This is a genomic window from Streptomyces sp. CA-251247 (genome assembly GCF_050952975.1).
GTDB classification, from domain to species: domain Bacteria; phylum Actinomycetota; class Actinomycetes; order Streptomycetales; family Streptomycetaceae; genus Streptomyces; species Streptomyces achmelvichensis.
Map to the genome: position 1 here is coordinate 5,483,122 of NZ_CP191861.1, position 25,528 is coordinate 5,508,649.

Below are 25,528 nucleotides of genomic sequence, written 5' to 3' on the forward strand. Positions count from 1 at the left end.
GGATCCGTCCCATGCGCGCACGCCGAACGATCCGGACACTGATCGGCTGCCTCCTCCTGTCGGTGGCGGGGATTCCGGTCCCCGCCGCTGCCGCCGGTCCGCCCGCGGCTGTGGGTTCCGGTCCGCCCGGGGCGTCCTCGCGCGGACCGGCGCTTGTCTCCTCCTCCGTGGGTGCCGTGGGTGCCGTGGATGCCGCGGGTGTCTCAGTCACCGCGGGCGCCGCGGGCCCGAGGGGTATTCCGGCGCTCCTGGACGACCGGGGGCGGACGCTCACGCTGCGCGGCTGGAACGTCGAGGACAAGGCAGGCCGCGGTGACCAGGCCCTGAAGGCGATCACGGAGAAGCACTTCCGCGATCTACGGGCGAACGGCTTCAACTTCGCCCGCCTGCTGGTCTTCTGGGACGACCTCGAACCCCGCCGCGGCCACTACAGCGCTGCCTATCTGCGCAGGATCGAGCGGGTGCTCGACTGGGCCCGGGCCCATGACATCCAGGTACTGATCGACGCCCACCAGGACGTCTTCGGCCCCGCCTTCGGTCACCGCGGCATCCCCGCCTGGGCGACCCGTACCGACGGTCTGCCCTTCACCCCGCACCCCGACGACTGGTTCGCCGAGTACTTCGAACCGGCCGTGCAGCGCGCGTTCACCCATCTCTACGAGGACGACGATCTGCGCCGGGCCCAGGCGCAGATGTGGCGCGTCCTCGCCGGCCGGCTGGGGGACCACCCGGCCGTCTTCGGCTACGACCTGATCAACGAGCCCATGGGAGAACTCCGGCAGGGCGAGGATCTCCCCACGGCGGCCCGCCGCATCGAACGCGATCAGCTGACGCCGATGTACAACCGCCTCGCGGACGCGGTGCGTTCGGTGGACGACGAGAGCCGTCTCTTCATCGAGCCGACGCCGATCGTCGGCGAGGGGGTACCGACCGGCCTCGGGCGGATAGACGACCCCGGGGTCGTCTACGCGCCGCACTTCTACAACACCGCGATGGAGGCGGGCGCGGACTACGACCCCTCGGCGGGCTGGATCGAGTCGTACGAGAAGGCCGTCACCGTCTACCCCCGTACGTACGGCGTACCGGTGGTGGTGGGGGAGTGGGGTCCCCTCAACAACTCCCTTCCGAACATGGGGCGCTTCTACCGAGACGCCCTCGCGTCACTGAGCCGCTACAGCTCGGGCTGGGCGGGCTATGTCTGGTGTTACGGCGGCGGGTACTGCGCGCTCGACGAACGCGGCCGCTTCCGCACGAACAAGGAGCAGACGGCGACCCCCTATGCCGCCGTGGTCGCGGGCCGCGTGATCTCCGACGCGCACGACCCCGGCCTTGTCCCCGGCCTCGATCCCGGGCAGGACCCCGGCATCGATCCCGGGCACGGGATCTACCGGCTGACGTACCGGGCATCGAGGCGGCCCGGTACGACGGAGATCTCGCTTCCGCCGAGCGCGTCCGACCGGCGGATCTCCGTGACCGGACCGGCCGTCGCCGACATCCGCACTGCCGCGGCCGGCCGGTCGCACCGGGTGCGCGTCGCCGCCCTCCCCGGCGCACGCATCACCGTCACCGTCACTCCTGCCGGACGACGATGAACTCCCCGCAATGGCTCTCGCCCTCCGCCAGCGCCTTTCCCAGCCGGCGCAGATGCCCGGGCGTCAGCTGGAGCGGCGGTTCGTCCGGCTGATACGTGGTGCCACGGGGGTAGTCCTCGTCGGGGACGGTCGTCATCTCTATGTGGCAGCCGAGCACATGGGTGACCGGTCTGGTCTCGCAGAACGCGATCAGGCGGTCCACGGTCGCGGCGAAGGCGGCTGTGTCCTCGACGTACACCCGGCCCGGGTAGAGCGAGTCGCCGGTGAACAGCAGCCCGGTGCACCGGTCGTGGAAGACCACGGCCGCCTCCTGATGCCCGGGGCCGGGCAGCAGATCCAGCACCCGGCCGCCGAGATCCAGCTCCACCTGCCCGTCCGGCCAGTCCCGGAAGCCGAAGAACTCCCGCACCTCGGCGAGCGACGGCCCCACGATCTCGGTGTGCGGACGGTCCGCGAACTGAAGATCGCCCGCGATGTGGTCGCCGTGCCCATGGGTGTGGGCCACGACCAGTGCATACGGCTCGCTCCCCGGGGTGCGGGGATGGCGGGCCAGCCAGCCCTCGATCAGCACGTCGACGGTCGCGCGCAGCGGGAAGTGCGCGGGGTCGGCGGTGGCACCGGAGTCCAGCAGCAGCGCTCGTTCGTTCCCGAACAGCAGGAAGAGGAACGGGGCTTCGAAGTGCACCGACTTGTTCTGCCGCAGGATCACGGTGTGCTCGCCGTACGCATGCACCTGTATCTCCGGAGCGGGGTCGTGCTTCGGAGAGGGCCAGCCGGCATGCCAGGGGACGTCGAGGGTGCCGGCCACGGGTGAGGACGTGCGGAAATCGATCACGTGACCACCGTACGACTGGAGGTTGTCAACCTGGGTTGACTGTGGACAACTGTCAATGTAGGTTGACAGTCATGACGGATGCAACGGATCTCGCCGAACGGGCGGGCGACCGGGACCCCCGGGTCGGGCTGCGAGCGGTGGCCGCCCTGCGGCGGCTTCTCGAACAGCTCGAGGCCGTGCAGGTGCGCAGCGCCCGCAACCAGGGCTGGTCGTGGCAGGAGATCGCCGCCGAGCTGGGTGTCAGCCGGCAGGCCGTGCACAAGAAATACGGGAGGCAGTGATGTTCGAGCGCTTCACCCGCGACGCACGGGAGGTCGTCACCCACTCCGTGGCGCGTGCGGAGAAGGCGGACGCGGACGCCGTCACCGAGGAACATCTGCTGCTCGCGCTGCTGGACCAACAGGGCACGAAGGCCGCGTTCGCGTTCTCCGCGCTCGGCGTCACGGACCGGCGGGCCTCCGTCGAGACGGCGCTCGCCGAGGGGCGGCGCCGGGGCGGTCTCTCCAACGCGGACGTCGAGGCGCTGGCGGGGTTCGGCGTGGACGTGGGCGAGATCGTCGCGCGCGTGGAGGAGGCGTACGGTCCGGGTGCCCTGCAGGCGTCGAAGAGGTCGAAGTCCTGGTGGTCCGGGCACCGGCCGTTCACGCCGGCGGCGAAGGGGGTGCTGGTGAAGTCGCTGCGCATCGCGACGGGACGGGGTGACCGGGTGATCGGCGGCGAGCATCTGCTGCTGGCGCTGACGTCGGGGCCGGGGGTGGTGTCGGAGGTGCTGGCGGACCACGGGGTGACGTACCAGTCACTGGAGAGGGTGCTGTTCCCGGTCCGCGCGTAGGTTGTTCTGGCGGGGTTCATGTGGCTGAGCCGCGTGTTCGGCTCGGGCCCTTGTGGCTGGGCCGCTTGTTCGGTGCGGGTGCTTGTGGCTCGGGCTGAGGTGCTCGTGGCTCAGCCCCTTGTTCGGCCTGGGTTCCTGTGGCTGGGCCCTCAGGTGGTTGTGGCGCGGCCCTTTGTTCGGTGCGGGCCCTTGTGGCGCGGCCGCGGGTGGTTGTGGCGCGGCCGGTTGTTCGGTTGCTGTCCCGGTGCCGTTCCGGGGTCATGTCCGGGACTGCGGTCCTCACCGCGCTTCGCGCGAGTTGCGGGCGCTTTGACGTCCCGGACACGACCCCTGCACGTCCCCGTCCCTGAACTCGCCGGGGGCCGCGCCCTGGTACGTCGGCACACCGGACGGTTGGAGGTCGCGGGACGGGCGGGAGGGGGACGGGGGCGCAGGAGGGGGGTGTCCGGACGTCAAAGCTTCAGCAACTCGCGCGAAGCGCGGTGAGAAAGCAGTCCGGACACCCCCCTCCGGAGAACCCGGCCCCCGCACCCACCCACCAGACCAAGCGCAGCCGCACCACAAGGACCCGCACCACAAGGACCCGCACCACAAGGACCCGCACCACAAAAACCCGCACCACAAAAACCCGCACCACAAGGACCCCCGCACCACAAGGACCCGCACCACCACTACTTCCGCCGCAGCACCGCCGCCACATGCGCCGCCGCCGTCGACAAGTGGCGGCGCGCCTCGCGCAGTTGCGCGTCCGTCACCCCGTTGTCCCGCGCCGCGTCCCGGATGTCGTCGCGGAAGCGGTCCAGCAGGCGGTCAAGGTCGCGGGCCGGTTCGCCCGTCGTCTCCGTTCCCGACGGCCACTCGGGATCGACCTGCACGCTCTCGGCCTGCGGAGCATCGTCGGGCACCGGCTCCCGTTCCGGCTTCCCGTACGGCCACCCGCCCCCGCGTGCCAGCCCGCCGAGCTGAGTCGTGAGCTCGGAGAGCCCTTCCCGTACGCCCGTCGGCCAGTCGCCCCGCGTGAAGTGGTCCTGCATCTGATCCTGGACCTGCTTGGCGATCCGCTGCATCTCCCGGCGGGCCGTCTCCTGCGCCTCCTTGGCCTGGCGCCGTGCCTGCTGGGCGTCCTCGCGGGCCCGGCGCGATTCGTCCTTTGCCCGGCGTGCCTGCTCCTGCCACTCGTGGGTGACCTTGCGCAGTTCCTCCTTCGCCGAGCGCCAGGCCGCCGCGTCGCCCTTCTCCGTACCGGAGGTCTGGCGCGTCTGTGACGCCGCCGCGCGCATGTCGCTGCGCAGCTTTCCCGCCGCACCGCGTACGTCGTCGCGGATCTCCGCCGCCAGTTCGGACACGGACTCGCGGATCTCCAGCTCCAGGTCGGCCAGTTCACCGCTGCGGCCGGCCAGTTCCTCGCGGCCCGCGTCGGTGATCGAGTAGACCTTCCGGCCGCCCTCGGTGGCATGGGTGACCAGGCCCTCGGCCTCCAGTTTGGCGAGCCGGGGGTACACGGTGCCCGCCGAAGGGGCGTAGAGGCCCTGGAAGCGCTCCTCGAGGAGACGGATCACCTCGTAGCCGTGGCGCGGGGCCTCGTCCAGAAGCTTCAGCAGGTACAGGCGCAGACGGCCGTGGGCGAAGACAGGCGGCATGTCAGAGCACCTTTCCGGTCGGGGCGGCCTCGTACGGTTCGTCGTCCTCGGGTGGCCGGCGCAGCAGGGCGATGGAGCCGGAGACGGTCGTCGCCCGGAGCGTGCCGGTGCCCGCTCCCAGCGTGCCGGTGATCTTCTTCGCGCCCCACTGCCCGCTGACCCGGAGGTCGTCGAAGGCGTTGGACACGGCACCGCTCGCGGTGTTGGCCTCGACCTGGGCGTCCGTGGGGTGCGGCAGCCGGATGGCGACCTCGCCGGAGACGGTCGTGAGCTTGATGTCGGTCGGCTTCGGCACTCCGTCCGCGTCGAGCACGGTGAGGTCGACGACCATGTCGCCGCTGACGGACTCGGCCCGGACGGAGGAGCCCGCGCCCTCGATGACCGTCAGATCGCCGGACACGGAGTTGTAGCGGAGGCCGCCGGTCACCGAGTGGGCCTCCAGGTTCCCGGAGACGCTCTCGGCGTGGACGTCCCCGGAGAGCCGCACCAGTGTGGTGTCCCCGCTGACGCCCCGCACGGACGTCGCTCCCTTGATGCCGGAGACGACGGCTCCCGCCCCGACGACGCCGACCTCGACCCGCGCCCGGGAGGGAACGGCGAGGGAGACGACCGCCTTTCGGTGCCAGCCCTTGGGGTCGAGCCACTTGAGGAAGCCCTTCCAGGGCAGATCCTCGTACGCGACCGTGAGTGTGGAGCCCTCGCGGGTCACGATCAGCGGAGGGCCTTCGATCTCGCTGATCTCGAGGCGGGCGGAACCTTCGTCCGTGCCCACGACGTTCACCGTTCCGTTGACGATGCGCACATTGAGCGCCGTCACGGGCTCGTCGAAGGTGAGCTTCCTCGGCTCGGAGACTGCCCACGTCGACTCTGTCATGACCTGACCTCCCAGGGCGGTCCGTGACGCAACATATCGCGTCTTCTGGTTGATACGATATATCGCGAGATCGGGATGTCAAGCGCCTATGCGAAGCCGACCGGAGGCGCGCCTGACGGGACATGAGACGTCAAAAGGGTGCAAAGTGCCCTAGCGTGAGTCGCATGAACGCGACACCCGTGGGGGCGCTGCTGCTGTGCCGGACCGACCCCTCCGCCGTACGGCCGGCCGCCCAGTTGTTGCGTGAGCAGCAGCTCCTCGTCGCGGCCGGTGACGACTGGAGCGTCCTCGTCCCCGACGGAACACCCTGGCAGCAGGCCGGCGAGCCGGTCGACCAGGTGCTCGGCGGCTGGGCCTCGGCCGTCGCCATCGGTACGAACCGGCCGGCCCTCGCCGTGTGGTGGGACGGCGACCGGGCCGGCTTCACGCTCGCGTCCGGATTCCGCAGGCCCGTGGGGTACGTCTGGCTGGCGGACGGGACGCCGGTGGGCGAGGACGAGGCGATGCGGACCTTCGCCTCTCGGCTCGGGCTGGATCCCGTCCTCGATGTGCAGGCGCTGGAGCCGCTGACCCTGCCGGACCCCGTCGCGGACGCGCAGTCGCGGCTGTTCGGCCTGCTCGCGGTGCTGGCCAGGGCGGGTCTCGACCTGCCCGAGGGGCTCGCGCCGGGTGAGGCTGCCGGGCGGCTCCGGTCCGTCGCGCGGGCGATCGGCGCGGAGACCGTGGAGTGGTCGGGCTGGCGCGACGCGGTACGGGCGGAGTTCCACGCCGTCGAGGAGGGCCTGCTCGGCCCCCGGCGGCCGGGTCCGACGGTGCGTGTGGTGGGCCTGGTCGAGATGGCGGCGGGCCTGCCGCTCGTGGCGTGGGGGCTGCGGCGGGGGAGCGGCGGCTGGCTGGTGGCCGGGGCCGTGCTGTTCGCGCACGGGGCGCTGGCGCTGACGTACGACCGGATCCGCGAGCAGCCGCACACCTCGCCGCGGTAACCGCACACCTCGCCCCGAACGCCCGCACCGTGCGAGCCCTACGGGGGCGCCGTCACGACCGTCCGGCTACTCGTCCTCGTCCTCGTCGTCCAGGCGCGCCAGCCACGTCGCCAGGCGCTCCACCGGGACCTCGAAGTCGGGATTGAGGTCGACGAACGTACGCAACTGCTCGGCGAACCACTCGAAGGTGACCTCCTCCTCGCCGCGCCGCTTCTCCAGCTCCTCGATACCGCGATCGGTGAAGTACAAGACATGCTCCTGGGACGGATGGGGGACTACCTCCTCAGATTACGGCGACTTCCCGCTCTCCCCCGCAACCGGACGGGCCGGTAACGTCGTCGCCCTTCGCACAGCGCCCAACTGCACCGGCACAAGGCCGAGTCGGCCGTCAGAACGGGGGAGCCGTGAACGGACGCATCCAGCGCATCGAACTTCCCGGGGGAGCCGTCGTGCTCGCCCGGCTCTCCACCGCGGGCGGAGGGTACGGCGAGGACGACGAGGACGTCGGCTTCGTGGAGAACGCCACCGCCAAGGTGCGCCAGCTCCAGGAGCTGATCACCGAGGTCGGGGCGTCCGTCCTGGAGGCCGCGGCGGCGGCCCGCCCCGACGAGGCGAGCGTCTCCTTCGGCGTCGAGCTGACCGCCAAGTCCGGCGTCGCACTCGCCGTGCTCGCCGCGGGCGAGGCCAAGGCATCCGTGCAGGTCACGCTCACCTGGCAGCTCAAGGACCAGCCGGCTCCGCCCGCCCCGGCCGCTCCCGCAGGCGCACACGTACCCGCCCCATACCCGCCCGCTCCCGCCGGCGCGCACCCACCCGCCCCCACCACTGCGCCGCTCCCGCCCCCGGTACCGCATGAGTGACACCGAGTCCGACTCCGTCATCGACGCCCTCACCCGCGCCGCGACCGTCCACTTCTCCTCCGCGCGCGAGGGCGAGCGCGCCATGTGGGGCAGCGGCTTCTTCGTCGCGCCCGGCTGGGTGCTGACCTGCGCGCACGTGCTCGCGCCGCATCTGCGGGGCGACCGCGAACGCGTCTTTCGGCTCGGCGGCAGCGAGGTCAACGACGGCGAACCGCTGAAGGCCCGGCTCGACCGCTGGCTCCTGGACGGCGAGCCGCGCTCCGAGCAGCGGGTGCCCGTCGAACAGGACCTCGCCCTCGTCCGGCTGCTGGACCCGGACGTCGAGCACGAGTGCGTCTGGCTCACCGACCGCACGGACTATCCCGGCGGGCAGGGTGTCGTCCAGGGCTACCGTCCGGAGAACCAGGAGGACGGCTCCGCCCCCGTCGTACGCAGGGCCGCGCGCTGGAAGGCGACCGCAAGGATCAACGGCTTCGACGACGACTACGGCATGCGCTTCCGGCCCGAGGCCGAGTTCCCGAAGGGCGGCTCCGGATCGCCCGTGCTCGATGCCCACACAGGCGCCGTCGTCGGCGTCCTGAAGTCGCGCAGGGCAGGCAGGGACGGAGGTATGGCCATCGCGGCCACCGCCCTGCGCCGGTTCGGTCCGGCCTATCAGACGCTGATGGCCGCGCACGACCGCTGGCACGGCCAGTCGCCGAAGGTCGGCGGACACAACTGGATCGAGCGCCAGCACCAGTTGCCCGGCGCGGGCGTGTACACCGGCGGCGACCAGTGGAGCCCCCGCGACCGGCGCGAGGCGCTGTACCTGCTGTCGGGGGTGCGCCCGCCCGACGGCATCCGGCCCGTCGTCGAACTCGCCAAGAAGGCACGCGGCGGAGTCGCCTCCCCGCCCGGCCAGCTGCTCCCGCACGCCTGGCGCGACGGACACGGCCTGCTGTACGAGGCGGGGCAGCCCGTCGCCGCCATCGCGGCGCTGCACTACCTCCAGCTGGTCGTGGAGTACGAACGCAGCCGCGGCGGTGACCCCGCGCCGCTCGCCGACTGGGTGGCGCACCGGCTCCAGGACGTCCCGCGGATCGTGCACACCGTCGTCACCCAGGCCACGCTGCCGCCCCGGCTGGTCCCCGCCCGCGGCCCGGACGGCCGGGACGGGGCCGTCGTCAGCTACCCGATTCCCGGCGACGGCTCGACCGTCGTCATCGTCGAGCTGGAGCCCGTGTGCGACGCCCCGACGGCCCGGTTCTACTGGCGCATCCGGGTCGACGACGGCCAGGACGTCAACGAGCCGCTGCACGAGGAGCAGACCGGCGACGGCGTCCCGCCCGAACAGCTCGTACGCCGGCTGCGCGGACCGCTGGACGAGGTCTTCGCGTCGGTGGACGCCCCCGGCGCGCCCGCACCGCTCGAAGTCGCCCTGCCCGTCGACCATTTCGACACCGCAGTGCATCGCTGGCAGCTCACCGAGATGGCGCGGCTGCACCATCCTGCGTATGTCGGTGTACGGCGGATGGTGGTGCTGCGTGACCTTCTGAGACGAGGCACACCGGACGACACCTGGCTGGCCCGCTGGGAGGCGACGGTGGCCGCCGGGGCGCTGACCGCCGTCCGTACGCCACCGCCGCGGCAGGTCCCACGGGCACGCCACTTCGCCGACATGCCGCCGTCCGCGGTACCCGTTCTGTGCAGACCCGCAGGCAGCGGCGTCGGACGCCGCGCGATCGGGCTCGCGCTGGACGCCGGGCACGGCGTCGCGCTGTGGCACACCGACGGTCATCCCGAGCACGGCTGCACCGAGTTCTGCGAGGAGATGCACGACGGCGCGGCCGCGCTCCTCGCGCAGACGGCGGGCGCGCTTGAGCTGCCCGACCGGTTGCGCCGTATCAGGGACGACATCAGCGGATCGAGGAACGGCGGACACTGGGCGGAGGGGGTGGCCATGCTGTACGACGACCCGACCCGGCCGCTGCCCGCCGACGACAACGGACCGGTGGACTCCCCATGAGGAGCGGCACCGGAGCAATGGGACGGCGGGTCGCTGGGTACATATCCGGCGTGGTCCGCCACGGTGCCCACCGGCCGCCGACGAGGAGCGAGCGATGGACGACTGGCTGATCTACCGAGGTGTCGGTGCACCGGATCCCGACCGGATCCGCCGGCTGCCGCCGCCCCCACCCTGGCGCGCCTTCTCCGGCGAGCCGCTGCCCGATCCGCCGCCCCCCGTGGACAGTTCGTCCACCAGGCGGCTGGGCGCACGCGTCGAGGCGCCGGGCGCCCAGGACGCCGAAGCGCTCGAACTGATCAACGCCGCCCTCTACTTGCGCCGACCGCTCCTCGTCACCGGCGAGCCCGGCTCCGGCAAGTCCACGCTCGCGCACTCCGTCGCGTACGAACTGGGCCTCGGCCGCGTGCTCCAGTGGCCCGTCGTCAGCCGCACCGAACTCAAGGACGGTCTCTACACCTACGACGCCATCGGCCGGCTCCACGACGCCCAGCTCGCCGAGCGCCAGTCCGACGACATCGGCCGGTACATCAGGCTCGGGCCGCTCGGCACCGCGCTGCTGCCCTCCGAGCGGCCGCGGGTACTGCTCATCGACGAGCTCGACAAGAGCGACATCGACCTGCCGAACGACCTGCTGAACGTGGTGGAGGAAGGGGAGTTCGCCCTTCCGGAGCTGGAGCGGATGGCCGACCGGCCCGGCCACGGCGAGGTCCGGGTGCTCACCGACGACGGCCGCCGGGTGCCCGTCCGGGACGGCCGGGTGCGCTGCGCCGCCTTCCCGTTCGTGGTGATGACCAGCAACGGCGAGCGCGACTTCCCCGCACCGCTGCTGCGCCGCTGCATCCATCTGCACCTCGATCCGCCGCGTGACGAGCGGCTCGCCGCCATGGTGCAGGCCCACTTCGGAGCCGGCGCCGACGAGCGGAACCTCGATCTGATCGGCCGGTTCACCCGCGAGGACGGCGACGGCGAACTGCGCCCCACCGACCAGCTGCTCAACGCGATCTACCTCACCCAGCACGCCGTGCAGGCGGAGCCCGGGCGGCGGGACGAGGTCGCCGAACTGCTGATACGCCCGCTCGACATCCGGCAGCGGTGAAGCCGTGCACTCCGCGGCCCTGACCGCGCTCGTCGCCCGGCTGCGCGAGGCGGAACTGAAGCCGACCGCCGAGGAGCTGGCGGACGCGCTGTGGCTGTCGCGGTACGTGCCCGCGGCCCGCGCCGGCACGACCGAGGCACCCGGCCCCGCCCCGGCGTCCGGCCCGGCGGACCGGCCGTCCGCCGGGCCCGCGGAGCAGCCCGCCGTCTCCTCGCCCGGAGCCCGCCCTCCGTCGCGGCCCGCCACCGGTCTGTACGGGCCCGCCCAGCCGGACACCGTCGCCGGGTCTCTGCCGGACGGCGCCACACGCAGCGTCCCGGTCCCGGCTCCCACGGCGCTGCCCGACACCCTCGACCTCCAGCGTTCCCTGCGCCCTCTTCAGCACTACCGTCCGCCCATGCGGCTGGTCCGCCGGGAGCTCGACGAGATCGCGACCGCGGACCGGGCCGCCGAGACCGGCTTGGTGGTGCCCGTGCTCCGCACGGTCCGGCGGCGTCAGGCCCGGCTCGCCCTCGTGATGGACGAGTCGTCGTCGAACGTCGTGTGGAGCACCGCACTCGAAGAGCTGCGGGAGATCTGCGAGCGTGCCGGGGCGTTCCGCGAGGTGGCCGTCCACCGCCTCGGCGAGCACCGGCCCGTACCGGCCCAGCTCGGCGATCCCACCGGGCGGCAGCTGACCGTGGTGCTCAGCGACTGCGCGGGTCCGCTGTGGCGCAGCGGCCGGATGCAGCGGCTGCTGCACATCTGGGCGTCGACCGCGCCCGTCGCCGTCGTCCAGCCGCTGCCGCAGCGGATGTGGGGGCGCACGCATCTGCCCGCGCGGCCGGGACTGCTGCAACGGCGCGAAGGACCTGCGGGGCGGCTGGAGTTCACTCCGCGACTCGGTGCGCCCGGCCCGGCGGACGGCATCCCCGTGCCTGTTCTCGCGCTGCGCCGCTCCTCCTTCGAGGCCTGGACCCGGCTGATCGCCGGTGCCACCGGGCAGTCCATGAACGCCGCGGCCGCGCTGGTCCTGCCACGGCACGAACCCGCCGCCGTCCGGCCCCGCGCGGCCCGGAGCATCGACCCCGCCGAACGGGTGCGGGCCTTCCGCAGAACCGCGTCGCCCGCCGCCGCCCAGCTCGCGGTCTATCTGTCGGCCGTTCCCCTGGTGCTGCCGGTGATGCAGCTCGTCCAGCGCGCGATGCTCGTCCGCAGCGGCCCGGACGTCCTGGCGGAGGTGCTCCTGAGCGGGCTGCTGCGCAGGGACCCCGATGACACGGCGGCCACCACGGGCCCGGAGGAGGGCGGCCCGGCGTACGCCTTCCTCGACGGCGTCCGCGAGGAACTCCTCGGCCAGCTGGGCGCCAGCAGCGCGTCGCTGGTGCTCAAGCACTGCTCGGAGTACGTCGCCTCCCGCTACGGACGCACCGTGCGCAACTTCCCGGCGATGGCGTCCGCCTTCCTCGCCGGATCGGTGGATCCGCACCCGCCGGCCCCGGCCGCCGGTGACAACCGCGGCCTGTGGGCCTTCGCCCAGGTCTCCACCCAGGTGCTGCGCCGCCTCGGAGGCCCCCAGCCCGCCGTGACCCCGGGGCCGACGACGGAGGGCCCCGCGGCGCTCGTCGCGAAGGCCCGCAGCTGTCTGGCCCACTTCGGCCAGTACGGCACCGTACGCGACCTGGACGCGGCGATCCGGCTGCTCGGCTCGGCGACCCAGGCGGAGCGGCGGACCGGCGAACGGGCCGCTCTCTACGGCGAACTGGCCGAGGCGCTGCTGCGGCGCTGGCTGGTGCGTCCCCTTCCGGAGGATCTGCCCGAGGCCCTGGAAGCGGCGCAGAACGCGATCTCCGGCGGGGCGCGGGCCTACCTCACGCTGGCGCAGGTCCTGGAGGCGATGGCGGAGGAGGTGTCCGCCGGACGACTCAGCCCCAAGCTGATGCCCGAGTGGGTGTGGGTGCAGGCGGGCCCGGCCGGCGACGACGCCGACCTGGTGGCCGCCGTGCTGCTGTCGACCGCCGACAGCAGTCTCGCCGAACTCACCGGCGACCCGGCGCCGTGGGACACACCGGCCGCTCTCGTGCGGGCGGCCGCGTCCGCCAGGATCCGGGTGCTGCGACGGCTGGCCGTGACCGGCGCCCCCTACGGGCTGCGCGGACCGATCGGGCCCGAGGGCTTCTTCACCGAGGCGCTGCACACCGCGCTCGGCGTCGTGGAACTGCTGCTGGAGGGCGAGCGCAGGGAGTCGGCCCTGCTGCTGCGCGGCGGGCTCCTCCTCGACCTGGCCCGCCACCACCGCGGCGAGGGGCCGGTCCCGCGCGTGGTCGGCGACCACGACCTCGCCGCCTCACGGACCTTCGCGGAACAGGCGGACGAGGACCTGCACGCGGGCATCGACGCCATCGACTGGGAGAGCGTCGAGCAGAGCGAACTGTGCCGCGCCTGGCTGGACTACGCCGACGCCATCGAGTTCGCCCACGAACACCTCGACGACGACGCCAGGCTCCGTATCCTCCAGGCCCTCGACCAGGCACGCCAGCACACCGGCCGCGACGAGGAGACCCAGGCCGACATCCTGCTGCGGATGGCCCGGGTGCTGGAGCAGCGGTATGTGTCCACCGGTGGCTGGGCCCACCGCGACTCCGCGGTGGCGGCCTGGACCGAGGCGCTGCCCCTGTTGCCGTGGCGGGACCCGAGCCGTGCGCTCGTCCTCACCTCCCTCGGCCGCCAGTTGACCGAGCGGGGCGTGGACAAGGACGCCCGGGCCGACATCCAGGCGGCCGTGCGGGCGCTGCGTGGCGCGATCGAGGAGACCCGGCCCACCGACCCCGAACTCCCGCGCCGGCGCGCCCTGCTGGGGCTCGCCTACATCGAACGGTTCCGCGCGGAGGGCACGGTCGCCGACCTCCACGAGGCGGACTGGGCGCTCGGCGCGGCGGCCCGGGCGGCGACCGACCCCGAACTCGCCGCACACGCCTGGTGGCACCGCGCGGTGGCGGCCGCCCTGCTGTCCGGACGTACGGCGTCCGCGCACCCGCTCCACCGCGACGCCGTCGCCCACGGCCGCCGGGCACTCGCCGAGGCCGGCCCGGCGCTGTTCGGCCAGTTGGTCAACGCCCAGTGGCTGCGGGCCGGCCGGCTGGAGCGCACCGCCGGTCCCGAGCGCGCTCTGGAGGAGCACCGGGCGGTGGCGGCGATGCTGGCGCGGGTCCGGCCGGCGGACGTGCCGGGTGTGGAGCCGTTCCTGCGGGAGATCGAGCGGCTCGACGACGGCGGGTAGGAACGCCGGAGGGCCCGGACCGCATCGGGTGATGCGGTCCGGGCCCTCCGATCGAAACCGGCCCGAGAGGCCTGCGGCTAGGCGTCGAAGACCTCGTCGACCAGCTGCTGCTGCTCCGCCTGATGGCGCTTGGCCGAGCCGACCGCCGGAGACGAGCCGTGCGGACGCGAGATGCGGCGCAGGCGCTCGCCGTGCGGGATGTCCGCACCGACGGCCAGGTCCAGGTGGTCGATCAGGTTCAGCGCGATGAACGGCCACGCACCCTGGTTCGCCGGCTCCTCCTGCACCCAGAGGTACTTCTCGGCGTTCGGGAACTTGGCGATCTCCGCCTGGAGCTCCTTGCCCGGCAGCGGGTACAGCCGCTCCAGACGCAGGATCGCGGTGTCCGTGACGCCGCGCTTGACCCGCTCGGCCTCCAGGTCGTAGTAGACCTTGCCGGAGCAGAAGACGACCTTGCGGACCGCGTTCGGGTCCACCGATTCGTCGCCGATCACCGGGCGGAAGCCGCCGTTGACGAACTCCTCCGCCTTCGACGCCGCGGCCTTCAGACGCAGCATCGACTTCGGCGTGAAGACGATCAGCGGCTTGTGGTGCGGGTTGTGGACCTGCCAGCGCAGCAGGTGGAAGTAGTTCGACGGCAGGGTCGGCATCGCGACCGTCATGTTGTTCTGCGCGCACATCTGGAGGAAGCGCTCGGGGCGCGCGGAGCTGTGGTCCGGGCCCTGGCCCTCGTAGCCGTGCGGCAGCAGCAGCGTGACGCCGGAGGTCTGGCCCCACTTCTGCTCGGCGGAGGAGATGAACTCGTCGACGACGGTCTGCGCGCCGTTGACGAAGTCACCGAACTGCGCCTCCCACATGACCAGCGCGTCCGGGCGGGCCAGCGAGTAGCCGTACTCGAAGCCCATCGCCGCGTACTCGCTGAGCAGCGAGTCGTAGACGTTGTAGCGGGCCTGGTCCTCGGAGAGGTAGAGCAGCGGGGTGTAGTCCTCGCCGGTCTCCTGGTCCACCAGCACCGCGTGGCGCTGGCCGAACGTGCCGCGGCGGGTGTCCTGACCGGACAGCCGGACCGTGGTGCCCTCCATCAGCAGCGAGCCGATGGCGAGCGTCTCGCCCATGCCCCAGTCGATCGTGCCGTCCTCGACCGACGCCGCACGGCGCTGCATCTGCGGCATCAGCCGCGGGTGCACGGTGACGTGGTCGGGGATGTTGACCTGGGACTCGGCGATCCGCTTCACGACCTCCTGGGAGACCGCCGTGGTGACGGCCACCGGGAACTCGGCCTGCGCGTCCGGGACATGCGCCGGGGCCGGCAGGCTGGTCGCCTCGCGGACCTCCGCGAAGACCTTCTCCAGCTGGCCCTGGAAGTCCTGGAGCGCCTGCTCCGCCTCTTCCAGCGTGATGTCGCCCCGGCCGATCAGCGACTCGGTGTAGAGCTTGCGCACCGAACGCTTCTTGTCGATCAGGTTGTACATCTGCGGGTTGGTGAATTGCGGGTTGTCGCCCTCGTTGTGACCGCGGCGGCGGTAGCAGATGAGGTCGATCACGACGTCCTTGTTGAACGTCTGGCGGAACTCGAAGGCGAGCCGCGCGACGCGGACCACGGCCTCCGGGTCGTCGCCGTTCACGTGGAAGATCGGCGCCTCGATCATGCGGGCCACGTCGGTCGCGTACATCGACGAACGCGACGACTCCGGGGCGGCGGTGAAGCCGACCTGGTTGTTGATGACGATGTGGACCGTGCCGCCGGTGCGGTAACCGCGCAGCTGCGACATGTTCAGCGTCTCGGCGACGACACCCTGGCCGGCGAAGGCCGCGTCACCGTGCAGGGCGACCGGCAGGACCGTGAAGTCCGTGCCGCCCTTGTTGATGACGTCCTGCTTGGCGCGTGCGACACCCTCCAGCACCGGGTCGACCGCCTCCAGGTGGGAGGGGTTGGCGACCAGCGAGACCTTGATCTGCTCGCCGTCCAGACCGGTGAAGGTGCCGTTGGCACCCAGGTGGTACTTCACGTCGCCGGAGCCGTGCATCGACTTCGGGTCGAGGTTGCCCTCGAACTCCCGGAAGATCTGCGCGTACGACTTGCCGACGATGTTCGCGAGCACGTTCAGCCGGCCGCGGTGGGCCATGCCGATGACGACCTCGTCCAGGCGGGACTCGGCGGCGGAGTCGATGACCGCGTCGAGCAGCGGGATGACGGACTCGCCGCCCTCCAGCGAGAACCGCTTCTGACCGACGTACTTGGTCTGCAGGAACGTCTCGAACGCCTCGGCGGCGTTGAGCCGGCGCAGGATCCGCAGCTGCTCCTCGCGCTCGGGCTTGGTGTGCCCGCGCTCGACGCGGTCCTGGATCCACTTGCGCTGCTTCGGGTCCTGGATGTGCATGAACTCGATGCCGGTGGTGCGGCAGTACGAGTCGCGCAGGACGCCGAGGATGTCGCGCAGCTTCATCATCGACTTGCCGGAGAAGCCGCCGACCGCGAACTCGCGCTCCAGGTCCCACAGCGTGAGCCCGTGCTCGGTGATGTCCAGGTCGGGGTGCTTGCGCTGGCGGTACTCCAGCGGGTCGGTGTCGGCCATGACGTGGCCGCGGACCCGGTAGGAGTGGATCAGCTCGAAGACCCGTGCGGCCTTGGTGACGTCGTCGTCGTGGCTGGCGTCGATGTCCTTGAACCAGCGGACCGGCTCGTAGGGGATGCGCAGCGCCTGGAAGATGTCGTCGTAGAAGCCCTGCTCGCCGAGCAGGAAGTTGGCGACGACCCGCAGGAACTCGCCGGAGGCGGCGCCCTGGATGACCCGGTGGTCGTACGTGCTGGTGAGGGTCATCACCTTGGAGATGCCCAGGCGGTTCAGGGTGTCCTGCGAGGTGCCCTGGAACTCGGCCGGGTAGTCCATGGAGCCGACGCCCATGATGACCGACTGTCCGGGCATCAGACGCGGCACCGAGTGGACGGTGCCGAGGCCGCCGGGGTTGGTCAGCGAGACGGTGACGCCGGTGAAGTCGTCCATCGTCAGCTTGTTGTTCCGGGCGCGGCGGACGATGTCCTCGTACGCCTGCCAGAACTCGAAGAAGTTGAGCGTCTCGGCCTTCTTGATGGCCGCGACGACCAGCTGGCGGTCGCCGTTCGGCTTCACCAGGTCGATGGCGAGGCCGAAGTTCACGTGCTCCGGCTTGACCAGGGTGGGCTTGCCGTCCTTCTCCGCGAAGGAGTGGTTCATCGACGGCATGGCCTTGAGGGCCTGCACCATCGCGTACCCGATGAGGTGGGTGAAGGAGACCTTCCCGCCCCGGGCGCGCTTGAGGTGGTTGTTGATGACGATGCGGTTGTCGAAGAGCAGCTTCACCGGGACCGCGCGCACGGACGTGGCCGTCGGCAGTTCCAGCGAGGCGTTCATGTTCTTCGCAACGGCGGCCGAGGGGCCGCGCAGCGTCACGTACTCGGGACCCGAGGGGGCCTCGGTGTCCGGTGCGGCCTTGGCGGGCTCCGCCTTGGCGGGTGCGGCCTTCGCCGGCGCGGCCTTGGCCGGAGCGGGCTGTGCCGCCTTGGCCTCGGGCGCGGCGGCCGGGGCCGCCTTCGCCGCGGGAGCGGCCTGAGCCGGTGCGGCGGGCTGCGCGGCCGGGGCCTTCGCGGCGGGTGCGGCCTGCGGAGCGGCGCTCACGCCGTTCGCGGCGGCACTGCCGGTCTGACCGGCGGTACCCGCAGCCCCCGCGGCTGCGGTACCGGGCTGCGCGGGAGCAGCGTCCGCGGCCGTGCTTCCGTCGGAGGGCTTCGCCGCCGTGGCGGCAGAGCTGCCGCCGCCCGGCTTGTAGTCGGCGAAGAAGTCCCACCAGGCGCGGTCGACGGAATTGGGGTCCTGGAGGTACTGCTGGTAGATCTCGTCGACGAGCCACTCATTGGGCCCGAATGCGGCGGCAGGGTTCTCGCCCTGCGCGCCTTGGTCGGTCGAGATGCTCGAGTTACTGGGGGACTGAGACGACACGGCGGCAACCGCCCTCTTCCGCTTCACAAGGTGATGGACAGCGGGAATTAAGGCTACGCCTCCCCGGCCGGGAGATGCAGGCCGGGCTGGTCATCGTCGCGCAAGTCACACCGAAAGGCGGGTTTCGGGGCTGACAATGGCGGGAAACAAGCACGGTTCGAGCGCGCCGCGGGTCGATGACACCGCGGCCATGGCCCTCCGGCCCGCCGTGTGACCGGCCGCGCGGGCCCGTCCTCACAGAACAGCACGCTGAACGGCCGCTTCCGGTTCGAACCCTACGTCAACCGCGTGGCGACGGGATTCCCGGAAGGGTGACCCTGATCCGGCAGCCACGGGCGGATTCGGCCACGCCGATGCGGCCGCCGTGCAGATCCACCGCCCAGCGCGCGATGGCCAGGCCCAGACCCGTACCGCCGTCGCTGCCCTTGCCGTGCGGGGCCAGGATGCTGCCCCGGTTGAACCGCTCGAAGACCCGGTGGCGCTCCTGCTCGGGAATGCCCGGGCCCTCGTCGACCACTTCCAGGTCCAGCGACTCCGGCTGGGCGCCGCGCCGCGCCCGTACCGTCACACGGCCGTGCGGCGGCGAGTGCTTCACCGCGTTGTCGATCAGATTGGCGACGACCTGATGCAGCCGTTCGGCGTCCGCGTGCGCGGTCAGCTCGGGCGGAGAGACGTCCAGGTGGAGATGCACGTCGGTACGGGTGTGGTTGCCCGAGCCCGAGGCCACACGGCGCTGGGCGGCGGCCAGGTTGGCCTCCTTGAGCACCCCGGAGAGGTAGGGCCACACCTCGAAGCGCCGGGCCCGCAGGGGCACGACCCCGTTGTCCAGCCGGGACAGGTCCAGCAGCGTCTCGACCAGCCGGCCCAGCCGCTCGGTCTGCTTCAGCGCCGTGCGCATCGTCTCGGGATCGGCGGCGGAGACCCCGTCGACCACGTTCTCCAGGACGGCGCGCAACGCGGCGATGGGGGTCCGCAGCTCGTGCGAGACATTGGCGACCAGCTCCTTGCGGTGCCGGTCCACCGCCTCCAGGTCGTCCGCCATGCGGTTGATCGTCGAGGCGAGGTCGCCGAGCTCGTCACGGCGGTCGGCGCCGCTCACCCGGCGCGTGTAGTCACCGTGCGATATGCCCTTGGCCACGGTGTTCATCTCGTCCAGCGGCGCGGTCAGGCCGTGCGCCACGAACTGGGTGATCAGCAGCGTGGCTATCACCGAGAAGACCGTGATGAAACGCAGCTCGGTCTCCGTGCGCAGGGCGACGACGAGCAGTCCCGTGGTGATGAAGACCGAGACGACGACGAGCCCGCCGAGCTTGGTCTTGATCGAGATCGACAGAGAGGCGGACCGCAGCCGGTTCAGCCGGTCGGGGCGGCCGGGCGGCTCGTCCCGGAGGCGGCGCCTCATGGGGCAGGCGTCTCCAGGGCGTATCCGACGCCGTGCACCGTACGGATCCGCTCGGCGCCGATCTTCCGGCGCAGCGCCTTGATGTGGCTGTCGACGGTGCGGGTGCCCGAGGCGTCGGCCCAGTCCCACACCTCCGCGAGCAGCTGCTCGCGGGACAGGACGGCGCGCGGGGTGTTCGCGAGGCACACCAGCAGATCGAACTCGGTGGGCGTCAGGTGCACGTCGTCACCGCGGACACGTACGCGGCGCTGGGCGTGGTCGACCTCCAGCTCGCCGAGACGCAGGATCCCACTGCGCGGCGTCACCGCGGCGAGCGCGGCACGCTCCACCCGGCGCAGCAGCACATGCACCCGGGCCGCCAGCTCACGCATCGAGAACGGCTTCGTCATGTAGTCGTCGGCGCCGACGCCCAGCCCCACGAGCATGTCGGTCTCGTCGTCGCGGGCCGTGAGCATCAGCACCGGTACCGGGCGCTGTGCCTGGACCCGTCGGCAGACCTCGAGACCGTCGAAGCCCGGAAGCATCACGTCGAGGACCATCAGGTCGGGCTGCCAGGCCTCGGCCGCGTCGACGGCGGCCGGGCCGTCGGAGGCCGTCTGGACGAGAAAGCCCTCGGCCCGCAACCTGGCGGCGATGGCGTCCACGATGGTCGAGTCGTCCTCGACCACCAGCACCCGGCGCTGAGCGCCTGGCGTGGCCGCGACGCCGTTGTGCGTGGTGTGTGTCTGCTCCATCGCCCGCCCCTGTACGCGTTCTCGCGAGTTGCATCTGGTTATTTGATCCGGTGTGTAGGTGAGCAGCGTAAAGGCAGTCACGGCGTCCCGGCTACGCAGGGCTAACGGCGAGATGGACCACGTCAGGTACGCCTCGGGCAAGGCGGATCTCTTCGGTTCTTACCCCGGTGAATCCGGCATTCCGCAACGCATCCTCAAAAGCCGGAGAAGGCTGGGCCGACCACACGGCCAGTACTCCGCCGGGCGTCAACCGGGCCTGGCAGGCGGCGAGTCCGTCCGGGGAGTAGAGGTTCTCGTTGTCGTCGGTGACGGTCCAGTCGGGTCCGTTGTCGATGTCCAGGCACAGGGCGTCGTAGTGATCGGCGGACTCACGCAGATGTGTGAGGAGGTCCGTGTGCAGGATCACGCAACGGGGATCGCCGAGTGCCTCGCCGGAGATCCGGGCGAGCGGTCCCGTGCGGTGCCAGTCGATGACCGCCTGCTCGCGCTCGACCACCGTGATCCGGCGCCAGCGGGGGTCGGCGGCGGCGTGGGCCAGCGAGAAGCCGACCCCGAGTCCGCCGATGAGCAGGGCGGACGGATGTTTGCCGTTGGCGGTGAGTGTCTCGCTCGCCGCGTCCACCAGCAGCCGTTCGGAGCGCCCGTCGGAGGTGTCCATCAGGAAGCAACCGTTGGCGATGATCTCGTGGTGCTCACCGCGCTGCCGCAGCACGATCTCCCCGTAGGGCCCCTCGCGCCGGTCGAGGGTGACGGGAGTTTCGGCGTCGGCGTGCAGCGGCATGGCAGTACCTCCGGATGGCTGGCCGTCGATGGCGTCGACCATGCTTGCGGGACGGCGCGACCGGAACAAACCGATATTCCGGAGCGCGGGCCCGAGGGGCTTCTGCCCCGGGGCGGCGTCCGCACGCGTGCCGCGTTCGCGCCGACGGCGAACACGAGCGGCACGGCGGGATCCGGCGGCCCGGTGTGCGGTCCGGGCGTCCCGCCCGCGACGCACGGACGAGGGCGGAGGTTGCCTCGTGTGGCGTACGTCATAGACGCGGGTCACGCTGATCGCATTGGGTGGGGTTTTGTTCGGGGGCTTGGCGAAAGGGGCCTCACGCCGTGCACCAGCACACGAAGGGCGACCGGACCAGGCGCGACCGGACCACCGCGGGCGACGGAGCCCCGCGCGCCCGCACCACACCGGACCCGGCTCATGAAGGCCGTACCGATCCGGTGCTCAGGGAGCAGGCCGCGCTCACGGAGCTGCTCCCCGCGATCCCGGCGCAGCGGACCGGGCCCGTACGCGCCGCACAGCCTCACGCCGTGTCCTTTCCGGCCGCCGGCGCCCCGCGGGCGCCCTGGTGGCGGCAGGCTCTGCGGCTGCTGCCCACACCGGCCGGCACCCCCTTCACCTTCGGGTACCTCCTCGTCCTGCTCGCGACCTCCCTGTTCGCCCGCTACGGGGACCCCGCCACCGTCTCCTCGCTGCTGCACGGATCCAGCACCGATGTCGCCCATCTGGCGGACAGGCCGCTGCTGGTTCTCGGCGCGAGCGCGCTGTGGATCGCCGGCGGTCCGGCGTCTGGGTACGCCATCACCTTCGTCGTCGTGCTGACCGCGCTGGAACGCCGCATCGGCGGTCCGCGCACCGCTCTCGTCTTTCTCGTCGGCCATGTCGGCGCGACGCTGGCGACCGAGGTCCCGGTCGGTATATCCGTGGCCGCCGGTCATCTGCCCGCCACCTCGCTGCACCGCCTCGACTACGGCATCAGCTTCGGGCTGATGGCCGCCATCGGGGCGCTCGCCGGACTGCTGAGCCCCGTTCTGCGGGTCACGGTCCTCGGCTTCGTCGCGATGATGCTTCTCCAGGACCTGCTGGCCTTCACGGACCCCCTCACCGACTGGGGCCATCCGCTGGCCCTGCTCGCCGGTCTCGCCTGCTGGCCCGCCGTCCGCCGCTGGGCACGCACCGCGAGCCGTATGCCGGACCCGGTCTGATCCGCGCCCGTACGCCGGTCCCGGTCTGATCCGCGCCCGTACGCCGGTCGTGGCATACGGACCCGGTCTGATCCGGGCCGTACTCCGGTCGTGGCATGCGGACCCGGACGCCGGCCCTACCGCTCGGGCAGGGCCGCGATCACCTCGCGCAGCCGCGGCACCTCCGCGGTGTCGTCCGTCGTGACCGTGTGGCCTGCGTGGGTGATCCGGTAGGTGAATCCGTCCATGACGGGGCTCCCGGTCGCCGTGCTCGGCAGCCGGGCGAAATCGGCCCTCTTCAGGGCCCCGCGCAGCTCGGCCAGCTCAGCCGGGCTCATCCGGCCGGAACGTTCCGCCCCGGTCTTCGACGTGGTCGTGTAGGTGCCGTCCTCGCGGACCACGAGCCGGTTGTGCACACCGGCGATCCCGCCCGTGACCGTCATCGCGACCAGCTGCCGTCCGGCGGCCGGGGGAGGCGGGGCGGTCCCCGACGAAGCGGGCGGCGATGAGGGCTGCGGAGGTGGAGAGGTCTGCGGGGGAGGGTTCGGCGCAGAAGAAGATGACGGCGGTGAGGCGGAAGAGGCCGAAGAGGCCGGCGAACTCTGCGGGCCACCCGTGCCGTCCTCGGCGCCCGAGTCCCCGCCCTGCCCGCACCCCGCCGCGAGGGCCATGAGGAACACCGCCACCACTGCCCCCGCCGTGCCGCGCCCGAGACGTGTCATCGGCCGCACACCTCCCTCGGATCGCTCCGCCGGCGTCCGGTGCTCCGCTCAGGAGGGCTGAGCTCCGGCCGTGGTCCCGTCGCCGCAGTATGGGCGACCGGGCGGTCCCGCCGAGGGCGATTCGGCCGAGCGGCCCCCTGCCGGCCCACCGGTCTCTCCCACCGGGAGGGCTGATCGCTGAGAGCGAACAAGGGCCGGGGAACATCTGCGGCCCCTCATGCATTGAGTCGACATAGCTCAACTTCACTGCCTAAGGGGAGATCATGGCTTCGACGTCCACACCACTCACCCTGCCCGTGCTGCCGCTCGATGACGAGGTCGTGCTGCCCGGAATGGTGGTGCCTCTGGACCTTTCCGACACCGATGTACGAGCCGCGGTGGAGGCCGCACAGGCCGCCGCCCGCTCCAGTGGGGCAAGCAAGCCGCAGGTGCTTCTTGTTCCTCGGATCGACGGCCAGTACGCCGCCACCGGCGTGCTCGGCACGGTCGAACAGGTCGGCCGGCTCTCCGACGGCGACCCCGGTGCCCTGATCCGCGGCCGCGGCCGCGTGAAGATCGGCGCGGGCACCACCGGCCCCGGCGCCGCTCTGTGGATCGAGGGCACCCGGATCGAGGAGACCGTTCCCGACCCGCTGCCCGGACAGGTCACCGACCTGGTCAAGGAATACAAGGCTCTCGCCACCGACTGGCTGAAGAAGCGCGGCGCCTGGCAGGTCGTGGACCGTGTCCAGCAGATCGACGACGTCTCGCAGCTCGCGGACAATTCCGGCTACTCACCTTTCCTGACCACGGCCCAGAAGATCGAACTGCTCGACACCGCCGACCCGGTGGCCCGCCTCAAGCTCGCCACCGAGCAGCTGCGCGAGCACCTGGCCGAGCAGGATGTCGCCGAGTCCATCGCCAAGGACGTCCAGGAGGGCGTCGACAAGCAGCAGCGCGAGTTCCTGCTGCGCCGGCAGCTCGAAGCCGTGCGCAAGGAGCTGCGTGAGCTCGACGGCGACGGCGCCGAGGACGAGTCCGACGACTACCGGGCCCGTGTCGAGGCCGCCGATCTGCCCGAGAAGGTCCGCGAAGCGGCCCTCAAGGAGGTCGAGAAGCTGGAGCGGTCCAGCGACCAGAGCCCCGAGGGCTCCTGGATCCGCACTTGGCTCGACACCGTGCTCGAACTGCCGTGGAACGAGACGACCGAGGACGCGTACGACATCCAGGGCGCCAAGGCGATCCTGGACGGCGAACACGCGGGTCTTCAGGACGTCAAGGAGCGGATCACCGAATACCTGGCGGTGCGCAAGCGGCGTGCCGACCGAGGCCTCGGTGTGGTCGGCGGACGGCGCGGAGGCGCGGTCCTGGCACTCGTCGGCCCGCCCGGCGTCGGCAAGACGTCGCTCGGCGAGTCCGTCGCACACGCGATGGGACGCAAGTTCGTCCGGGTCGCGCTCGGCGGCGTACGCGACGAGGCCGAGATCCGCGGTCACCGGCGCACCTACGTGGGCGCGCTGCCCGGCCGGATCGTCCGGGCCATCAAGGAGGCCGGGTCGATGAACCCGGTGGTCCTGCTGGACGAGATCGACAAGGTCGGCTCTGACTTCCGGGGCGACCCGGCGGCCGCGCTGCTCGAAGTCCTGGACCCGGCGCAGAACCACACGTTCCGCGACCACTACCTGGAGGTCGAACTCGACCTGTCCGACGTGGTGTTCCTCGCCACGGCGAACGTCCTGGAGGCCATCCCGGAGGCCCTGCTCGACCGTATGGAGCTGGTCCGGCTGGACGGCTACACCGAGGACGAGAAGGTCGTCATCGCCAGGGACCACCTGCTGCCGCGTCAGCTGGAGCGGGCGGGCCTGGAGCCCGGCGAGGTCGTCCTGGAGGACTCGGCACTGCGCAAGCTGGCCGCCGAGTACACCCGTGAGGCCGGCGTGCGGAACCTGGAGCGTTCGGTGGCCAGGCTGCTGCGCAAGGTGGCGGCCCAGCACGAACTGGGTGAGCGGGAACTGCCGTTCACCGTCGGTTCCGAGCAGCTGCGCGCACTGGTCGGACGGCCGCACCACGTGCCCGAGTCCGCGCAGGACCCGGCCGAGCGCCGTACCGCGGTGCCCGGTGTCGCCACCGGTCTCGCCGTCACCGGCGCGGGCGGCGACGTGCTCTTCGTCGAGGCGTCGCTGGCCGACCCGGAGACGGGCGGCTCGGGACTGACCCTGACCGGTCAGCTCGGTGACGTGATGAAGGAGTCGGCGCAGATCGCGCTGAGCTTCCTGCGCTCGCACGGCGCCGAACTGGAACTGCCGGTCGCCGACCTGAAGGACCGGGGTGTGCACATCCACTTCCCGGCGGGCGCGGTCCCCAAGGACGGCCCGAGTGCCGGCATCACGATGACGACGGCGCTGGCCTCGCTGCTGTCCGGACGGCTGGTGCGTACGGATGTGGCGATGACCGGTGAGGTGTCGCTGACCGGACGGGTGCTGCCGATCGGCGGTCTGAAGCAGAAGCTGCTGGCCGCTCACCGGGCGGGTACCACGACGGTCGTGATCCCGAAGCGGAACGAGGCCGACCTGGACGACGTCCCGGCCGAGATCCTCGAGAAGCTGGAGGTGCACCCGGTGACGGATGTCCGCCAGGTGCTGGAGATCGCGCTGGCCCCGGCGGAGGTCGCCGTGTCCGCGGCGGCCTGACGGAAGCCCGGTGACGCGAGAGCCCCGGGCGGAGGGAACACCCCTCCGCCCGGGGCTCCGTGCTGTCCGCCCGGCAAGATCCAAAC

The 25,528-nt window shown here is 71.8% G+C and carries 19 protein-coding genes; 10 read left to right on the forward strand and 9 right to left on the reverse strand.

All coding sequences use genetic code 11. From position 1 onward, the window contains the following. Window positions 1-11 precede the first annotated feature (11 nt). Complete coding sequence (locus ACQPWZ_RS24465) at window positions 12-1,592, forward strand: glycoside hydrolase family 5 protein (protein ID WP_433572374.1); 1,581 nt, start codon at window positions 12-14, stop codon at window positions 1,590-1,592. Here the strand turns inward: ACQPWZ_RS24465 and ACQPWZ_RS24470 are convergent. Continuing rightward, window positions 1,570-2,427, reverse strand: a complete 858-nt coding sequence (locus tag ACQPWZ_RS24470; protein ID WP_433572375.1) for an MBL fold metallo-hydrolase — start codon at window positions 2,425-2,427, stop codon at window positions 1,570-1,572. The two genes, ACQPWZ_RS24465 and ACQPWZ_RS24470, sit on opposite strands and share 23 nt — an antisense overlap. 71 nt (window positions 2,428-2,498) lie before the next feature. Here ACQPWZ_RS24470 and ACQPWZ_RS24475 point away from each other — a divergent pair, with 71 nt between their 5' ends. Both ACQPWZ_RS24475 and ACQPWZ_RS24480 read left to right on the forward strand, forming a co-directional pair. Beyond that, window positions 2,499-2,708 (forward strand): helix-turn-helix domain-containing protein, encoded by a 210-nt coding sequence (locus ACQPWZ_RS24475; RefSeq protein ID WP_037851906.1) that lies wholly within the window; start codon window positions 2,499-2,501, stop codon window positions 2,706-2,708. Beyond that, entirely contained in the window at window positions 2,708-3,259 is a 552-nt protein-coding gene (locus ACQPWZ_RS24480; RefSeq protein WP_433572376.1) for a Clp protease N-terminal domain-containing protein, read from the forward strand. The genes ACQPWZ_RS24475 and ACQPWZ_RS24480 overlap by 1 nt, the downstream gene beginning before the upstream one ends. 671 nt (window positions 3,260-3,930) lie before the next feature. On the opposite strand, the gene ACQPWZ_RS24485 is transcribed toward ACQPWZ_RS24480, so the two are convergent. Beyond that, a complete protein-coding gene (locus tag ACQPWZ_RS24485; RefSeq protein WP_340475316.1) occupies window positions 3,931-4,899 on the reverse strand; it encodes a helix-turn-helix transcriptional regulator in 969 nt (322 codons plus the stop codon). 1 nt (window position 4,900) lies between these two features. After that, a complete protein-coding gene (locus tag ACQPWZ_RS24490; RefSeq protein ID WP_384444588.1) occupies window positions 4,901-5,773 on the reverse strand; it encodes a DUF4097 family beta strand repeat-containing protein in 873 nt (290 codons plus the stop codon). Window positions 5,774-5,937: 164 nt separating this feature from the next. Between ACQPWZ_RS24490 and ACQPWZ_RS24495 the strand changes: the two genes are divergently transcribed. Next, window positions 5,938-6,756: a hypothetical protein gene (locus ACQPWZ_RS24495; RefSeq protein ID WP_340475318.1), complete on the forward strand. Its 819-nt coding sequence runs from the start codon at window positions 5,938-5,940 to the stop codon at window positions 6,754-6,756. A gap of 66 nt (window positions 6,757-6,822) precedes the next feature. Here the strand turns inward: ACQPWZ_RS24495 and ACQPWZ_RS24500 are convergent, their stop codons facing one another. Beyond that, window positions 6,823-7,005 carry a DUF6104 family protein gene (locus ACQPWZ_RS24500; RefSeq protein WP_433572377.1) on the reverse strand — a complete coding sequence of 61 codons (183 nt, stop codon included), beginning with the start codon at window positions 7,003-7,005 and terminating at the stop codon, window positions 6,823-6,825. A gap of 155 nt (window positions 7,006-7,160) precedes the next feature. On the opposite strand from ACQPWZ_RS24500, the gene ACQPWZ_RS24505 reads away from it, so the two are divergent. From ACQPWZ_RS24505 to ACQPWZ_RS24520, 4 genes are all read left to right on the forward strand, one after another. After that, entirely contained in the window at window positions 7,161-7,616 is a 456-nt protein-coding gene (locus tag ACQPWZ_RS24505; protein WP_433572378.1) for a CU044_2847 family protein, read from the forward strand. Further along, on the forward strand, window positions 7,609-9,621 hold the full coding sequence (locus ACQPWZ_RS24510) for a trypsin-like peptidase domain-containing protein (RefSeq protein WP_433572379.1): 2,013 nt from the start codon (window positions 7,609-7,611) through the stop codon (window positions 9,619-9,621). Before ACQPWZ_RS24505 ends, ACQPWZ_RS24510 begins: the two co-directional genes overlap by 8 nt. 94 nt (window positions 9,622-9,715) lie before the next feature. Beyond that, complete coding sequence (locus ACQPWZ_RS24515; protein WP_383240929.1) at window positions 9,716-10,717, forward strand: AAA family ATPase; 1,002 nt, start codon at window positions 9,716-9,718, stop codon at window positions 10,715-10,717. A 4-nt stretch (window positions 10,718-10,721) separates the two neighbouring features. Then, window positions 10,722-13,976: an SAV_2336 N-terminal domain-related protein gene (locus ACQPWZ_RS24520; protein ID WP_433572380.1), complete on the forward strand. Its 3,255-nt coding sequence runs from the start codon at window positions 10,722-10,724 to the stop codon at window positions 13,974-13,976. 77 nt (window positions 13,977-14,053) lie between these two features. Here ACQPWZ_RS24520 and ACQPWZ_RS24525 read toward each other — a convergent pair whose 3' ends face one another. The 4 genes from ACQPWZ_RS24525 to ACQPWZ_RS24540 form a co-directional block, all read right to left on the reverse strand. Beyond that, entirely contained in the window at window positions 14,054-17,953 is a 3,900-nt protein-coding gene (locus ACQPWZ_RS24525; RefSeq protein ID WP_405572686.1) for a multifunctional oxoglutarate decarboxylase/oxoglutarate dehydrogenase thiamine pyrophosphate-binding subunit/dihydrolipoyllysine-residue succinyltransferase subunit, read from the reverse strand. A gap of 280 nt (window positions 17,954-18,233) precedes the next feature. Then, on the reverse strand, window positions 18,234-19,355 hold the full coding sequence (locus tag ACQPWZ_RS24530; RefSeq protein WP_405572688.1) for a HAMP domain-containing sensor histidine kinase: 1,122 nt from the start codon (window positions 19,353-19,355) through the stop codon (window positions 18,234-18,236). Further along, a complete protein-coding gene (locus ACQPWZ_RS24535) occupies window positions 19,352-20,089 on the reverse strand; it encodes a response regulator transcription factor (protein WP_313944159.1) in 738 nt (245 codons plus the stop codon). The genes ACQPWZ_RS24530 and ACQPWZ_RS24535 overlap by 4 nt, the downstream gene beginning before the upstream one ends. A 91-nt stretch (window positions 20,090-20,180) precedes the next feature. Then, window positions 20,181-20,870 carry a spermidine synthase gene (locus ACQPWZ_RS24540; RefSeq protein ID WP_340475333.1) on the reverse strand — a complete coding sequence of 230 codons (690 nt, stop codon included), beginning with the start codon at window positions 20,868-20,870 and terminating at the stop codon, window positions 20,181-20,183. A 323-nt stretch (window positions 20,871-21,193) separates the two neighbouring features. Between ACQPWZ_RS24540 and ACQPWZ_RS24545 the strand changes: the two genes are divergently transcribed. Further along, the gene (locus tag ACQPWZ_RS24545; protein ID WP_433572381.1) at window positions 21,194-22,072 is read left to right on the forward strand and encodes a rhomboid-like protein; all 879 of its coding nucleotides are present in this window, start codon (window positions 21,194-21,196) and stop codon (window positions 22,070-22,072) included. A 116-nt stretch (window positions 22,073-22,188) separates the two neighbouring features. Here ACQPWZ_RS24545 and ACQPWZ_RS24550 read toward each other — a convergent pair whose 3' ends face one another. Continuing rightward, window positions 22,189-22,494 (reverse strand): protealysin inhibitor emfourin, encoded by a 306-nt coding sequence (locus ACQPWZ_RS24550; RefSeq protein WP_313944157.1) that lies wholly within the window; start codon window positions 22,492-22,494, stop codon window positions 22,189-22,191. A gap of 542 nt (window positions 22,495-23,036) precedes the next feature. Between ACQPWZ_RS24550 and lon the strand changes: the two genes are divergently transcribed. After that, window positions 23,037-25,442: an endopeptidase La gene (gene lon, locus ACQPWZ_RS24555; protein ID WP_340475335.1), complete on the forward strand. Its 2,406-nt coding sequence runs from the start codon at window positions 23,037-23,039 to the stop codon at window positions 25,440-25,442. The last annotated feature ends 86 nt before the right edge of the window (window positions 25,443-25,528 follow it).